Source organism: Nocardioides speluncae (genome assembly GCF_003121585.1).
Lineage (GTDB): Bacteria > Actinomycetota > Actinomycetes > Propionibacteriales > Nocardioidaceae > Nocardioides > Nocardioides speluncae.
The window spans coordinates 60,919-75,686 of record NZ_QEOO01000001.1; the positions used below are offsets into that span (position 1 = coordinate 60,919).

Consider the following 14,768-nt stretch of genomic DNA (forward strand, 5'->3'; position numbering starts at 1 on the left):
GCCCGACTACGGCAGCACTACCGCAGCCAGGTGCGGCTGAGCACGATCGGGTGGTCGGTGGCCCGGCGGACGAGCGGGCCGTACCACTTGGCGTGGTCGCGGAAGCCGACGCGTGCGGAGCCTAAGATCCAGTCCACGCCCATGCCGCGCGGCGGCCGGCAGCCGCTGCGTGACACGCTGCCGCCGCTCGAGGCGTGCATCTGCGGTACGGCGGCGACGTACCGGCAGAAGAACCGGGCGCGGTCGTTCATGTCACCGATCACGTACACCGGCAGTCCGGTCCGGAGCAGCTGTCGGGTGACCGCGATCTCGCGGGTCACCGCGCGGTCCCGCCACTTCTGCTCACGCGGGAAGTGCCGGGTGTCAGCCGGGTTGTGATGGTTGGCGACCCAGATCCGCGCGCCGGTGGCGCGGTGCCGCAGCAGCACCACGGGCATCCGCCGGACCGCTGCCGGTAGGGCACGTCGTACGTCCGGGTCCGGACCAGCTCCCAGGTGGCCTTGCGCCACGCGATTGCGTTGTAGACCCACTTCGGTCGGCGGACACCCGGGTACAGCGTGTACGTCGACCCGGCGTACCGCACGAACGCGTGCGCCTGAACCGGCTGCTGCTCCTGGAAGCCGACGATGTCGATCTTGTACTGCCGAAGGATCTTGGCGACCAGCCGCGTCCGCTCCGGGCCCTCGGCCATCTGCTCCGCCTTCCCGCCCGGGGCGGTGTGGCTGTGGCCGAGGACGTTGAAGGTGGCGATCGTGAAGGCGGGTTGTCTCGACGACGGTTGCTGCGCTGCCGGAGCCGGTGCCACACCGGTGAGCAGGAGCGCGACCAGGGCTACGAGGATGAGCGGCTTCACGCCGGTAACGCTCGCAGCGGCGCATGAGCCGTCCGTTAACTGCGGGTGAAGGCCCTCTCATCCCCGGCCGGCGTACCGTCCGCTGAGGAGGGCGGGCTCAGCAGAGCTGGGACTCGACGGCGGCCACGATGGCCGGGTCGTCGGGCACCACGCCGGGGTTGAAGCGGGCCACCACCTCGCCCGCCGGGGAGAGCAGGAACTTCTCGAAGTTCCACTCGATGTCGCCGGCCTTGCCCTTCTCGTTGGGCGTCTCGACGAGCTTGCGGTAGATGTCGTGCCGGTCATCGCCGTTGACCTCGATCTTCTCCGACATCGGGAAGGTGACGCCGTACGTCGCCGAGCAGAACTCCGCGATCTCCTCCGAGGTGCCCGGCTCCTGTCCGCCGAACTGGTTGCACGGTACGCCGATGACGGTGAATCCCTGCTCGGCGTACTTCTCGTGGAGCTCCTCCAGGGCGGTGTACTGAGGCGTCAGTCCGCACTTCGATGCGACGTTGACCAGCAGCGCTGCCTTGCCGCCGGTCAGGTCGCCGAGGGTGCCGGGGGTGCCGTCGAGACGGGCGATCGGGGCGTCGAGAAGAGTCATGCGCCGAGCCTACGCAACCGGTGAATACCGGCCTGTGCTCCGGTCGGGACGCCCGATTGATGTCAATTGTTAATGACTGGCCGACCCTTGAACTCGACTCTTGGGCCACGAAAAGTAAAGTAGGTACTGCCGAGGCAGTGGCGCGAGCCGAGGAGGAGACGTCGGTTTCGCGCCGCACTCGGCTCTCTGTGGCGGAACAGCTGATGGCGCCCCGGCCGGTTTGGTGGCGGGTCGGGAGACGCCCCGCCCAGAGAGGGTCGCGAGCGGTGGGGCCAACTGTGGTGGGTGGCCCCACCGCCGCGATCCGCTAGTTCGGAACTTCCTGTCGGTGCCGGGCGTTAGCGTCTCGTCCACCCCCTCCCCGGCCCGGAGATGCCCTTGTCGTTTGTCCCCGTCACTGGTCCCGCCACCTTCCGCTTCGGTGAGCCCGCGCGCGAGAGCGTCGTCGAGTTCACCGACGAGCAGCGCTCGGTCAGCCTGCCGATCCGCGCCGCGCTGCCGGTTCTGACCAGGGCACACGCCAACGACGAGGCCCATCCCAGCGTCGGCCTGCTGGCGGGCGCGTCGATGCTGGCGATGCGGCTGGTCGCGGCTGGCAGGTTCGAGCCGGACGAGTCGGGCGGGCAGTGGCGGATCGGCGAGCTCGACGCCGCGGACTCCGACCGCTTGCAGATGCTGGCCAGGGCTCGGGTGTACGACGGACTCGACGCTGCGACGGCCGAAGGGATCATCCGCAAGGTGCTGGACGCCGTCGCCGACGCGATGCCGCGGCGGCCACCGAGCACCCGCTCGACGGTGACCAACCCGCCGGCCGGCAGCTTCCAGGACCGGCTCCGGCGGCGGCTCGCCGAACACGCGCCGCGCGCGGCCGACAGGGATCTGCCACAGCTGGTGACCGTCTCGTTCCGGGTCGAGGCCGACGAGGAGGAGCTGCACGGCGGCCGCGTGCGCGTCGTACTCCAGGTGCACGAGCAGGCCAACCACACCCACGTGTGCGACGCGGCGGTGCTGTGGACCGAGGGCCCGGAGGCGCACGGCTTCGGCGAGCGCGCCCGCACCCACGCCAGCATCGCGCTGCGGCACGCCGCCGATGCCTGGCCGGTGCTCGACCGGCTGTTGGAGCTGCGCGTCCCCGACCAGATCACGCTGGACACCGACGAGCTGGTCGGTCTGCTCGACCACGGCGTGGCCGCACTCCAGGAGCGTGGCTTCGACGTGCTCTGGCCGCGCTCCCTCGGCCGCGACCTGACCACCCGCGCCGAGCTCAAGCCGAAGGGCGCCGGCACCCGCGAGGAGCCGCTGGTCAAGGGGCTGTTCGGGCCGGACGCGATGTTCACCTTCAGCTGGCAGGTCGCGCTGCACGGCGACCCGCTCACCGAGGCCGAGATGGACCAGCTCGCGTCGGCGACCACCCCGATCATCAAGCTCCGCGACAACTGGACCGTGGTCGACGGCAAGGTCGCCAAGGCCGCGAAGAAGCGGCTGATCCGCACCGTCCGTCCGACCCAGGCACTGGCGGCCACGCTGACCGGCGTGGTCGCGGTCGAGGACACCGACGAACCGGTCATCGTCGGCGCCACCCTCGAGAAGATCCGCGAGCAGCTCCGCACCGCCGCCACCCGGGAACCGGTCCCGACGCCGTCCGGGCTGAAGGCCGAGCTGCGCGAGTACCAGCGGCACGGCCTGACCTGGCTCGCCGACATGACCTCGCTCGGACTGGGTGCCTGCCTCGCCGATGACATGGGCCTCGGCAAGACGATCACGCTGATCGCGCTCCACCTGCACCGGCTGGAGGCCTCGACAGGCTCGACCGACGACGGGCGGCGGCCGACGCTTGTGGTCTGCCCGGCGAGCCTGCTCGGCAACTGGGAGGCCGAGATCCGGCGGTTCGCGCCCGGGGTTCCGGTACGACGCTTCCACGGCTCGGCGCGGAGCCTGGACGGGGTCCACGGCGCCGACCTGCTCGGCGATGGCGGCGGGTTCGTGCTGACGACGTACGGGACGATGCGGCGCGACCACGCCGCGCTCGCGGAGGTGCCGTGGGATCTGGTGGTGGCCGACGAGGCGCAGCACATCAAGAACCCGCAGTCCTCGACCGCCAAGGCGCTGCGGGCGATCCCCAGCACGGGACGGGTGGCGCTGACCGGCACCCCGGTCGAGAACAACCTGACCGAGCTGTGGGCGATCCTCGACTGGGCGATCCCCGGCCTGCTCGGCAGCCGTAACGCCTTCCGCAAGGTCTGGGCGGCGCCGATCGAGGCCGGCGTCGACTCGAAGGTGACCGCTCGTTTCGCCGACCTGATCAGCCCGTTCCTGCTCCGCCGCCGCAAGTCCGACCCGGGCATCGCGCCGGAGCTGCCGCCGAAGACCGAGACCGACCACCTGGTGGGGCTGACTCGCGAGCAGGTGGTGCTCTACGAGGCGCTGGTGCGGGACTCGATGGCGCGGATCGAGCGTGCGGACGAAGATGTGCGCCGCGGGCTGGTGCTGAAGCTGCTGACCGGGCTGAAGCAGATCTGCAACCACCCGGCGCACTACCTCAAGCAGGCCAACCCGCGGCTGTCCGGTCGGTCGGAGAAGTTCGACCTGATCGACGAGCTGCTCGGCACCATCCTGGCCGAGGACGGCGCGGTGTTGCTGTTCACCCAGTACGTCGCGATGGCCAGGCTGCTGGAGGCGCACCTCGCGCGCGCCGGCGTACCCCACCAGTTCCTGCACGGCGGGACGCCCGTGCGCGAGCGCGAGGAGCTGGTCCGGCGCTTCCAGGACGGCGCCACGCCGGTCTTCCTGCTGTCGCTCAAGGCCGGCGGCACCGGCCTCAACCTGACCCGCGCCGACCACGTCATCCACGTCGACCGCTGGTGGAACCCGGCCGTGGAGGACCAGGCGACCGACCGGGCTTACCGGATCGGCCAGACCAAGCCGGTCCAGGTCCACCGGGTGGTGGCCGAGGGCACGATCGAGCAGCGGGTCGCCGAGCTGCTGACCCGCAAGCGGGCGCTGGCGGAGTCGGTGCTCGGCTCCGGCGAGGCGGCGCTCACCGAGCTCAGCAACGACGAGCTGCGCGACCTGGTGACCCTGCGCCGCGGTGAGGAGCGGCGATGAGTGCCGCGGTGACCTACCCGCGGTTCGCCCCGCGGCGGTCAGGCGCGCGGGCCGCGTCGTGGTGGGCCAAGGCGTGGGTGCGCTCGGTCGAGGAGTCGGCGTTCGCCGAGGCGGACCTACGCCAGGCCCGCGCGCTCGCGCGCGCCGGAGCGGTCGGTGGGCTGACCCTCGACGCCGGCTCGGCGGTGGCCGCGGTCGCCGAGGGCGACGACGCGTGGACGGTCTCGCTCACGCTGCCCGTTCTGGAGCCGGGCGCCCGGCGCGCGTTGGTCGAGGTGGTGGCCGCGGCGGCCGGGCGGGTCGCCGCGCTGCTCTCCGGCCAGCTCCCGCACGAGCTGGTCGAGGACCTCGAGGAGTCAGGCGTCGAGCTGCTTCCGTACGGCGCGGAGCTGGAGACCAGCTGCAGCTGCGACGCCTGGATGCAGCCGTGTCCGCATGCCCTGGCGGCGTCGTACCAGGTCGGCTGGCTGCTCGACGGCGACCCGTTGGTGCTGCTGTTGCTGCGCGGGCTCTCCCGCGAGCAGCTGCTGGCGGACCTGCACGACCTCGACCAGCAGCCGGCGCAGCCGGGGGACGACGACCTGGAGGTCGGCGTCGAGGCGGCGCTCAGTGCTCAGGCGATGCTGGAGGACTCTGCGGTGGGCCCTCGCCCGGCCATGCCTTCAACATGATCGCCGCGATGTCGATGGTCCGAAGTGCGCGGACGGCCGGCTTGTCGAGCTCGCGGGAGATGTACTTCGAGATGAACCGGCGCAGCTCGCTGTCGATGTCGGCGACCTTGCGCATCAGCTCGGCGCGGACGGAGTCGCCCTTGACCACGACGTTGAGGTCGCGGCTGCGGGGCGGGGTCACGTCGATGTAGATCGTGAGTGGGTTCCGGGCGTGCGCGGTGATCGTCAGCGGCACCATCACATCCGCGTCGAAGCGGTGGGTGTCCACGAGCAGGTCGAGGGTGAAGGCGAGCGCGACCGGGAGGTTCACCTGGAAGCTGACGGGCTGCTCGGACACCTGGGTGGTGAGCGGCTCGCCGATCTGCCCCTTCGCGGACACGCGTGCGATCCGCCCCGGACCGACACCCATCGGCCCGAACTCGATCGGCTCCGCGGCCAGGCCGTGGATCGCGCCGAGGATCCGCTCCGGCGTCACCGCCTCCCGGAAGAACGCGACGCCGAACTCCTCGTAGCTGATCTCGTCATTGCTGACTTCTTCGGCCGGGGGCTCGTCCTGTTGTTCAGGCTCCTGGCTGGTCAACTCGGTCATCGCCCTTCCTTCCCTCACTGACGGCCCTTCCCTCGCTAGCCGTCCCCACTCCCAGTGAGGCAACGGCCATGTCCCGCAGCAGGTCACGCATCTGCTCGTCGGGCAGCAGCGCGCTGTGCGGTGTCGAGTTGATCAGGCCGAAGGCCGCGTGCGCCATAGCCCGCGCCCGATCGAGATGCAGGTCACCATGGATCCGTCGCAGCTGGGTGGCCCACAGGTCGACGTACTCCCGCTGCAGGCTGCGCACCCGCTCGCGGGCCTCGGCAGGCAGCGACTCCCAGTCGCGGTCCTGGACCACGATCAGTGGCCGATGCTCCAGCGCGAACTCGATGTGCCACTCGACCAGCGCCACAACCGCGGCCGTCGGCTCCTCCTGTGCCCGCGCGGTCCGGGTCCGCTCGGTGCCGACCCGGAGCAGCTCCTCGCTGATGCTCACCAGCATCTCGGCGAGCATCGCGTCCTTGGACGGGAAGTGCTTGTACAGCGCCGGCCCGCTGATCCCACAGGCCGCGCCGAGGTCGGCCACGGACACGCCGTGGAAGCCGCGGGCAGCGAACAGGTCCGCGGCAGTGGCCAGGATCTGGTCGCGCCGGGTCATTCGCCTAGGTTAATGGTCGTTAACGAGCGACCTCTACGCCCAGGGGTTCTCACGCTCCCAGACGGTGGGCAGGTGCAGGGGTACGCCGTCGGCGGCGGCGAGCTGGCCGAGCACCGTCATCGTGACGTCGAGGTCGTCGCCGACGTACGGCAGTGCGCGGAGCGGCTGGTCGAGCGGCCGGAAGAAGTCGTCCCAGTGGATCAGCACCACCCGGCGGGCGCCGACCGCGCGCACGGTGTGCTCCCAGTAGTCGCGTAGGTAGTCCTCCGGCTGGACGCCGAGCTGGCCGACCCCGAGGTAGACGACGTCGGCCCGCTGGTCGGCGAGAGCGCCGGGGACGAAGCCGGCGCTGCCCTGGACCAGCAACGAGGCGCCGCTGCGATGACGGAGCAGGATCGACCAGGCCTCCCCGCACTTGTAGTCCTTGGCCTTCGCGGGCGGGACGATCGGCTCGTCGATGGTGCCCGGGAACCGGTCGGGTGGGCAGTGCTCGGACTCGATCATCGTGATCGTCCAGGCGCCGTACTCCCGCGGCTTGCCGGGCGTGGCCACCACGATCCGTTCCGCTGGCAGCCCGTGTCCACGGCCGATGTTGGCGGCCGACTCGCCGCCGACCAGGGTGGCACCGGTGACCTCGGCGACGACCGCGGAGTCCAGGGCGTGGTCGAAGTGGGTGTGGACCGGGAGTACGGCGTCCAGCTTGGTCGTCCCGGCCCGGGTCAGGCACTCGTCGATCGGAGTGAGGTCGGGCGCGAGCCGGCCGAGCAGCACCTGCCGGAGTCCCGGCCGGGTGAAGAAGCCGTCGGTCAGCACCGCGGACTCACCGTCGTCGATGAGCAGGGTCGCGACGCCGAGGAAGGTCACCGAAGGTCGATGGTCGTCCGCGGGCGGCACGTCGAAGCGGTCGGCGTACTGGCCGATGTCCGGTCGCCCCAGCTTCAGTCGCATGGCTGGACGCTCCTGACTTGAGCCCTCATGGTTGGGGACTCTAGTGGGCATCTCCGGAAGTTCGTCGGGGTATGAGCGGCCAGGGCACGCACATCGCTGCGTTGTCGTCGGTCGACGGGCCACCGGCCCGCCTCCCTCCGAGCCTTGCGCTGCACGCACCCTGACCACTCATACCCTCGACGAACGTCCGGAGATGCCCACTAGTGCGTTCAGGCCTCCGGAAACGCGCAGAACTCGTTGCCCTCGGGGTCCGCCAGGACGGTCCAGGGGGTCTGCTCGGTGGGCTCCGCGAGGATCGTGGTGCCGGCGGCCACGATCGCGGGCAGATCGGCGGTGGTGACGTCGATGTGCACGCGGTTCTTGACCGTCTTCGGCTCGGGTACGTGCGCGAAAGTGATCGAGTCGAACGGCGCGCCCGGGATCTCCTCGAGGTAGGAGTGACCCTGCTCCTCGTCGTGCCCGAGCCGGCCCCCGATCAGGTCCGCCCACCAGCCGGCGACCGCCGCCGGGTCCGCACAGTCTTGGCCCAGCTCGTAGAGCCGTAGCTCCGGCGGCTGCTCGCGCACGAACACGCAGAACTCGCCACCCTCCGGGTCGGCCATCGTGGTCCACCGGAACGACTCGCCGTCGATCACCGTGGCGCCGAGCGCGACCACCTCCTCGACACTCGCGGCATGGATGTCGAGGTGCAGTCGGTGCTTGACGGTCTTCGGCTCCGGCACCCGGTTGACCCACACCGTGTGTTGTGGGGTCGGCCCGGTCAAGTGGGCGTCACCGTCGTCGTGGAGGTGCAGCTCCAGCCGGAGCGCGTCCGCCCAGAACCGCCCGAGCCGCGCCGGCTCGGCCGCGTCGATGCAGAGGTCCTTGTACGCCGCGAGTGCCATGGCGGCCAACGTACTCGGCACCACCGACAATCCCTGGAAAGTAAATTCTTTCGTCCGTGGGTCGCGAATGCGAACCATGATCGGCTTGGCCTTCGTCTAGACGGAGTAAGCGCACAACAAGTGGAGATCGGCAGCATCTCCTGCGGCGGCTGGTCAACAGGCCGCAATCACATGGGGGCTCGAGACGAGCCGGATCGAGAGGGGACAAACATGCGCCACGCTGCGCGAACGCTGGTCGTGCTGGCCGCACTTTCCTGGACCGCTGCGGTGCCCGGAGCCGCCCACGCCGGCGAGGAACCGCCCCCGCCGCCGCCCTCGGAGTCGTGCCCGATCTGGGTTCCGGACGGCGGCAACAGCATCTGCTGAGCGGCACCCGGCGCGCATGGCCGCTGCAGTCGGCCGTGCGCGCCGCACGGGGCGGAGTTAGGCTCCCGGCGTTATCGGTGACGCGGGTGGTCGAGAGGGGGGCGCACGTGCGGATCGAGGTACTCGGTGCGTTTCGTCTTCTCGACGGATCGCAGGAGGTCGCCTTTGGCGGCCGGGTACCGCGGTTGACGCTTGCTGCGCTGGCGAGTCAGCCTGGCCGGCCGCTGTCGGTCGACCGCATGATCGACCACATCTGGGCCGCTCGGCCTCCGAAGTCCGCGCGTAACAGCCTGCAGATCGCCGTACACCGGCTGCGCCGGGTGCTCGGCGAGCAGGCAATCGAATACCGGGACAACGGGTACCGGCTGTGCATCGATGAGGAACAGGTCGACGCCTGTCGCTTCGAGCGACTGGCGGGGCAGGCCCATGAGCTGCACGGGTACGGCGACTTCGATGCCGCGGCCTCCTTGTACATGGAGGCGCTCGGCATGTGGTCCGGAAGTCCCTATGACGGCTTCGACGAGGACATGCTGGTGAGAGAGGCATCGCGCCTGAGTGAGCTCAGGCTGGTCACGCTGGATCGCGCCTACGAGGTCGCGCTCCGGCTGGGCCGGCACACCGAGGTCGCCGCTCAGCTGCCCACCCACGTCTCGACGTACCCCTTGCACGAGGGCCTGCGCGCGCACCTGATGCTTGCCTTGTACCGCTGTGGCCGACAGGCGGAAGCGCTCGAGGTCTACCGCGAGGGACGCGTCCAGCTGATCGAGGAGCTGGGTCTGGAGCCGGGGCCGCAGCTGCGCGGACTCGAGGCCGACATTCTCAGCAGCTCGCCGGACCTCGACTGGCTGCCTCCTGTCATCATGCCGGTCCGGGCGAGCCGGCCGACGCCCGCCGAGCTGCCGCCGATGAGTCCGGTGTTCACGGGCCGACACGACGAACTGACGATTCTTGCCGATGCGCTCACCGGTTCGCTGGGATCGCGGTTGGTCTGTGTCTCCGGCGCGGGCGGCTCGGGGAAGTCGGCGCTGAGCGTGCAGGCCGCACACCATGCCGCCGCCGAGTTTCCCGACGGCCAGCTCTACGTCAACCTCCAAGGTGCCGCGAACGGCCTCAGCCCGCCGGACACGCTCGAAGTCCTCAACCGCTTCATCAGGGCGCTCGGTGAACAGGCAGCGCCGGTGGACGTCGACGAGGCGGGGTCGACGTACCGCACGGCCACCGCGGCCCGGCGGCTCCTGATCCTCCTCGACAACGCGGCCGAGCCGGCTCAGGTGCGGGCGCTGCTCCCGGGTGGCGACGGATGTGGCGTGGTTGTCACCAGCCGGGCACCCCTGACGACGCTCGACGGCGCCACTCAGCTGCGACTCGGCGAGTTCTCGGACGCCGACGCGCACGCCCTCCTGTCGCGAATCGTCGACCCGTCGCGGCTCGGCGCCGAGCCGCAGGCCACGTCGGACATGATCCGGCTGTGCGGCCGCTGGCCACTGGCGCTGCGGATCGTGGGTGCCCGCCTGGACGCAGAGCCCGGCCTCTCGGTTGGGCAGCTGGCCGAGCGGATGCGCAGCGACCAGGAGCGACTCGACGTCCTGGAGTACGGCGACCTCGCCGTCCGCTCGAGCGTCGCGGTGGGGATGGCCGCGGTCGCCGACGGTGACGCGCACCGGCTCTTCCTAGCGCTCTGCACACTCGACATGAGCGACTTCGCCTTCGGCGCGATAGCGGCGCTCATGGACTCGCCCGGCGAGGCGCGGCGGGCACTCGACCAGCTCGTCGCCCACCAGCTGGTGGAGCCCACGCCCCAGGGTCGCTATGCGCTGCATGACCTCGTGCGCCTGGTGGGACGAGAGGCGGCCACCGACGAGCTGCGCGGCGAGGCGGCCACGCGGATCGCGCACTACTACCTCGCGAGCGCGCGCGCCGCGCTCCGCCGGGTCTATACGAAACCGGAGACCTACCTCTCCCGGGGACTGCCGCCCGAGGCCCATCGGTCGGAGGGTGAGCCGTTCGCGGATGCGCCCGCCACGATGCAGTGGGTGGCCGCCGAGCAGGACAACCTGCCCCGGGTCGCCACGCTCGCTCTGGAGTACGCCGCGGACGGCCCTGCCGTGACGGTGGGTCTGGTGAACGCCCTCGACCGGCCGCTGACCAGAGGGGCGTGGTTCGACCTGCTGGTGAGGATGAGCGAGACCGGCGTCGCGGCCGCGACCCGCGCCGGCAATCATGGCTGGCTGGCGGCGGCCCACGCCAACACCGCTCTCGCGCTCCAGCGTTCGGGCCGGGTCCGCGATCCGCAGGCGATGGAGCACCTCGCGATGGCGTTGGAGAGTGCGCACCAGGCGGACGACGTGCAGGGTGTCGCTCGGTGTCACAACATCCGGGCGGTCGCGTACCTCGGCTACGGAGACCCGGCCGGCGCCCGCGACGAGCTAGTGGCAGCACGCCAGACCCTCGGCGACACCTGGCCGGTTGCGCCGACCCCGCTGCGCTGGGCGATCCTGCTCAACCTCGGCATCGCGTTCGCCCAGCTCGGCGAGCATCTCCGCGCCCTGGAGATCTTTGCCTCCGCCGAGCCGGTCGCGGCCGAGCTCGGCGACGTCGCCACCCAGGCGACCCTGACCTACTCCGTTGGCAAGACCCTGCTGCAGCTCGGCCGTCACCCGGAGGCTGTCGAGCACCTCACCCGCGCCGTACAGCTGTCGCAGGGGACAGGCGACCGGCTCGCCGAGGCGGCCGGGCTGTGGACGCTGGGCGATGTCCATCGAGCCACCGGTGAGCTGGACCATGCCCAGGAGCTGCGCCGCCGCTCGCTGGCGCTGCTCAACGAGACTGGCGCGGTCAGCGACCAGGAGATGGCTGCCGTACTCGCTGATCCCAACGCCGCGCCGCCGTCGGCACTCGCTGCGGCCGGCTGACGTCGCCGCGCGCAAGAACGGACGCGCCTCCGGCCCCGTCGAGGACTCGGAGGCACGCACGTTCCTGGCAGTTCAGCAGTTGTGGATCGTCACCCCGTTGTTGTCCTTGGCGATGTCGTTCCCCCAGCGGGAGAGGTAGTACGCCGAGACCCACTGGGCGCCGGGTCCGATGTCGGGGTCGGTCTTGAGCCACCAGTGGTTGTAGCTGGTGTCGTTGCCGACCTTGCGTCCCCACGCCTTGCAGTAGACGTAGTTGGTGCCGCCATACAGGGTGCCGGTGGCCGTGGAGCTGGTCGACGATCCGAAGACCGACGCGTTGGCGAAGGTGTCTACCCAGTACTTCGACGGCGCGGGTGGCGGTGACGGTGGGCTGGTCCCGTCACACGACGGGATGATGACGCCGTTGTTGTCCTTGGCGACGTCGTTGCCCCACTTGGACAGGTTGTACGCCGAGACCCACTGGGCGCCGGGTCCGACGTCGGGGTCGGTCTTGAGCCACCAGTGGTTGTAGCTGGTGTCATTGCCGACCTTGCGTCCCCATGCCTTGCAGTAGACGTAGTTGGTGCCGCCGTAGAGCGTTCCGGTTGCGGTCGTGGACGTCGGCGAGACGTAGACCGACGCGGTCTGGAACGTGTCGACCCAGTGCTTCCCCGGCGACGGTGGCGGCGGCTCCGCGGAACCGTCGCAGGTCGGGATCACGGTGCCGTTGTTGTCCTTGGCGACGTCGTTGCCCCAGCGGGAGAGGTAGAACGCCGACACGTACTGGTTGGCTGGCCCGATGTCCGGGTCGGTCCTCAGCCACCAGTGGTTGTACGACGTGCCGTTGCGGATCTCGCGGCCCCACACCTTGCAGAAGACGTAGTTCGTGCCCTGGTAGAGGGTGCCGGTCGACGAGGTGCTGGTCGGCGTGGAGAAGACCGAAGCGTTGGCGAAGGTGTCGACCCAGTACTTCCCCGCGCCGGACGGTGGCGGTGGCGGAGGCGGCGGCGTACTCCCGTCGGGGTTGTACAGCCGGATCGCGCCGTAGTAGTCGCTGTGGGCGCTGACCGCGATCACGCGCACGTGGCCGCCGGAGAACGGCGCCTCGATCATGTAGCCGTTGCCGATGTACATGGCGACGTGGTGGATCCTCGACGCCGAGCTGCCGAAGAACACCAGGTCACCGGGGAGCAGCACCGACAGGCCCTGCGAGCGCGAGAACCGCGCCACCGCCCGCGACGAGGCGTACTGCGTCCGCGACGTGCCGTTGATGACGTCCGAGCCGACCGCGAGGTAGTAGGCATGGCGGACCATGCCGGAGCAGTCCAGCCCCTTGACGTTGCAGTCGTTCGGGGCGCCGTTGGACGCGTCGCATATGCCGTAGGTCGGGCCGGGCGTGCCGCCATGGCCGCCGCCCCAGGAGTAAGGCGTGCCGATCAGGCCGCAGGCCTTGTTGACAGCGGTGTTCGCCTGCGCGGCGGCACCGGACTGAAGGACTCCGCAGGCGGGTGCGGCGGCGGCCCTTGGCGCCGGCTCGACCGAGACCAGGAATCCGGCCAGCACCATCGCGAACAGGGCCAGGGCGAGGCGTCCGCGGAGACGGCGGCCCGGGTGGCGTGCAACACCCCCTTCGGGATGCGTCGCGGTGAAGAGACTCATCGACGGTTCCTCTCTGCTCATGCCCGTCGGCTCGACTGTCGAGGGCGCTTGCGCGAATCGTCGATGGCGCCGCTTTGGGCGCCCTTATCCGAGGCTTGGTGCCCTTCTGACCTGGGGATTTGCCGCCGAAAAGCGGTCCTAAAGCGCCCCGCAAGCGCTGCCCGGTTCGCTTGCAACACCGCCGAACAAGCGGCGGACGCGGGGAACCGCACGAAGAAAATTGGGGAGACGAAATGCGCACGATGACGAAGATCGCGGCGGGCCTCGGTGCGGCGGCCGCACTGAGCGTCAGCTTCGCGGGTGTCGCCACCGCCGACCGCGGCGACGGCCAGCTTGCCTGTAACTCCGGCGAGATCTGCTTCTCCGAGCACAGCTACGGCAACGGCGGGCAGCGGCACTTCTGGAACGGCGCCGAGCACAGCGGTGCTGGCAACTTCACCAACCCCAACGGCAGCACCGGCGTGCGGTTCTACCACAACGCCAGCGCGGTCAAGAACCGCGACACCGCCTGCGGCGTCTGGGTGGAGGAGTCGGGCGACTGGACCAACGACAAGCAGTACTTCGGTCGGTGGAACGGCTGGGCCAACATCAACTCCGACATCAACGACGAGAACGCGCGTCACTGGCGCTGCTGATCCAGACCAACCTGGGTGGGGCAGCCGCTTCGGCTGCCCCACCCACCAGTCGTTAGAGGTGGTGAAGATGCTCAAGAGGTTGCTCAGCGCCGGCGCCATCGTGGCGGTCCTTGCCGGCGGCACCGGCTGCGTGGTTGATGGCCAGGCGCAGCCGCATCGGCCGGCCGGTTCGTTCGACCAGTTCCTCCGCGCGGACCTCTCGCTCATCGAGAAGGCCGACATCGCGCTGCTGCAGCGCTGTCTCACCGAGGCCGGCTATCCGCGGCCGGAGGGATCCGCGCCGCCGCCGACCGATCTGTTCGACTGGCTGACCGACCCGCCGCTCCAGCCACGCACCGTCGCCCAGGCTCGCGAGCTGGGATTCGGCGGCACGATCCCGGCACAGCCAGCGCAGGTGCTCCGCTCCGGCCGGGCGTACCTCACCGCCGTCAACCGCTGCGAGAGGACCGCCCGGGAGTCGCTCGGCGACCCGGCGGAGGTCGAAGACGTCCGGGTCCGCTATGTCGAGTTGGGCAACCGGCTGGGTCGCGAGCTAGGGCAAGGGGTCAAGGCGGTTCTCCAGGCGGAGAGCGACGTACTCGTGCCCTGCCTGGCCGGCAAGGGCTACTCGCTGCCGAAGGGCGTCCGGTTCGACGCGCAGCAGAACATCACCCAGTTCGGCGTGACCGTCGGTGACAACGCCCCACCCGTCGAGAAGCCGGTGCGCATCCTGGCCAAGGGGGTCAAGCTGCGGCCCGCAGTCCCGGCCCGGCCGTACCAGCCGACCACCGAGGAGCGGGGGCTCGCGGTCGCGTTCGCGCAATGTGGTGACAGCACCGGGCTGTTCGATCGCCTGGACGATCGGCTCCCCGAGCTGCGCAGGGTGATCGCCGAACGGCACGCCGAGGAGTTCGCCGAGCTCAACCCGAAGATCGAGTCGATCGCTAGCCGTGCGGAGGCGGTCCTCGCCGAGTGAAAGGCTCCACCTGGACGGCACAGGTTAA

General features: G+C 70.3%; 14 protein-coding genes. 6 read left to right on the plus strand and 8 right to left on the minus strand.

Annotated features, from left to right (window positions below):
• Positions 1–17 precede the first annotated feature (17 nt).
• The 3 genes from DDV73_RS00330 to DDV73_RS00340 all read right to left on the minus strand — a co-directional run bounded on the left by DDV73_RS00330 (position 18) and on the right by DDV73_RS00340 (position 1,439).
• Positions 18–320: a hypothetical protein gene (locus DDV73_RS00330; protein WP_109505259.1), complete on the minus strand. Its 303-nt coding sequence runs from the start codon at positions 318–320 to the stop codon at positions 18–20.
• Entirely contained in the window at positions 317–853 is a 537-nt protein-coding gene (locus DDV73_RS00335; RefSeq protein WP_109505260.1) for an exonuclease/endonuclease/phosphatase family protein, read from the minus strand. The genes DDV73_RS00330 and DDV73_RS00335 overlap by 4 nt, the downstream gene beginning before the upstream one ends.
• Positions 854–950: 97 nt before the next feature.
• Positions 951–1,439: a glutathione peroxidase gene (locus tag DDV73_RS00340; RefSeq protein WP_109505261.1), complete on the minus strand. Its 489-nt coding sequence runs from the start codon at positions 1,437–1,439 to the stop codon at positions 951–953.
• A 372-nt stretch (positions 1,440–1,811) separates the two neighbouring features.
• Between DDV73_RS00340 and DDV73_RS00345 the strand changes: the two genes are divergently transcribed.
• Both DDV73_RS00345 and DDV73_RS00350 read left to right on the plus strand, forming a co-directional pair.
• Positions 1,812–4,544, plus strand: coding sequence for a DEAD/DEAH box helicase (locus tag DDV73_RS00345; protein WP_109505262.1), 2,733 nt, complete (start codon positions 1,812–1,814; stop codon positions 4,542–4,544).
• A complete protein-coding gene (locus DDV73_RS00350; RefSeq protein ID WP_109505263.1) occupies positions 4,541–5,215 on the plus strand; it encodes an SWIM zinc finger family protein in 675 nt (224 codons plus the stop codon). Before DDV73_RS00345 ends, DDV73_RS00350 begins: the two co-directional genes overlap by 4 nt.
• Here DDV73_RS00350 and DDV73_RS00355 read toward each other — a convergent pair.
• The 4 genes from DDV73_RS00355 to DDV73_RS00370 all read right to left on the minus strand — a co-directional run bounded on the left by DDV73_RS00355 (position 5,151) and on the right by DDV73_RS00370 (position 8,234).
• Positions 5,151–5,804, minus strand: a complete 654-nt coding sequence (locus DDV73_RS00355) for a hypothetical protein (RefSeq protein ID WP_109505264.1) — start codon at positions 5,802–5,804, stop codon at positions 5,151–5,153. The two genes, DDV73_RS00350 and DDV73_RS00355, sit on opposite strands and share 65 nt — an antisense overlap.
• The gene (locus DDV73_RS00360) at positions 5,776–6,402 is read right to left on the minus strand and encodes an SACE_7040 family transcriptional regulator (protein ID WP_109505265.1); all 627 of its coding nucleotides are present in this window, start codon (positions 6,400–6,402) and stop codon (positions 5,776–5,778) included. Before DDV73_RS00360 ends, DDV73_RS00355 begins: the two co-directional genes overlap by 29 nt.
• Positions 6,403–6,435: 33 nt before the next feature.
• Entirely contained in the window at positions 6,436–7,350 is a 915-nt protein-coding gene (locus DDV73_RS00365; protein WP_109505266.1) for an MBL fold metallo-hydrolase, read from the minus strand.
• Between the two features lie 209 nt (positions 7,351–7,559).
• Entirely contained in the window at positions 7,560–8,234 is a 675-nt protein-coding gene (locus DDV73_RS00370; RefSeq protein ID WP_109505267.1) for a VOC family protein, read from the minus strand.
• Positions 8,235–8,444: 210 nt separating this feature from the next.
• Here DDV73_RS00370 and DDV73_RS27670 point away from each other — a divergent pair, with 210 nt between their 5' ends.
• Both DDV73_RS27670 and DDV73_RS00375 read left to right on the plus strand, forming a co-directional pair.
• Complete coding sequence (locus DDV73_RS27670) at positions 8,445–8,600, plus strand: hypothetical protein (RefSeq protein ID WP_154402545.1); 156 nt, start codon at positions 8,445–8,447, stop codon at positions 8,598–8,600.
• A 107-nt stretch (positions 8,601–8,707) separates the two neighbouring features.
• Complete coding sequence (locus DDV73_RS00375; RefSeq protein WP_154402546.1) at positions 8,708–11,512, plus strand: AfsR/SARP family transcriptional regulator; 2,805 nt, start codon at positions 8,708–8,710, stop codon at positions 11,510–11,512.
• A gap of 72 nt (positions 11,513–11,584) precedes the next feature.
• On the opposite strand, the gene DDV73_RS28565 is transcribed toward DDV73_RS00375, so the two are convergent.
• Complete coding sequence (locus DDV73_RS28565; protein ID WP_206050625.1) at positions 11,585–13,150, minus strand: C40 family peptidase; 1,566 nt, start codon at positions 13,148–13,150, stop codon at positions 11,585–11,587.
• A gap of 233 nt (positions 13,151–13,383) precedes the next feature.
• Between DDV73_RS28565 and DDV73_RS00395 the strand changes: the two genes are divergently transcribed.
• Both DDV73_RS00395 and DDV73_RS00400 read left to right on the plus strand, forming a co-directional pair.
• Positions 13,384–13,785 carry a hypothetical protein gene (locus DDV73_RS00395; protein WP_109505269.1) on the plus strand — a complete coding sequence of 134 codons (402 nt, stop codon included), beginning with the start codon at positions 13,384–13,386 and terminating at the stop codon, positions 13,783–13,785.
• 67 nt (positions 13,786–13,852) lie between these two features.
• Positions 13,853–14,740, plus strand: a complete 888-nt coding sequence (locus DDV73_RS00400; RefSeq protein ID WP_154402547.1) for a hypothetical protein — start codon at positions 13,853–13,855, stop codon at positions 14,738–14,740.
• The last annotated feature ends 28 nt before the right edge of the window (positions 14,741–14,768 follow it).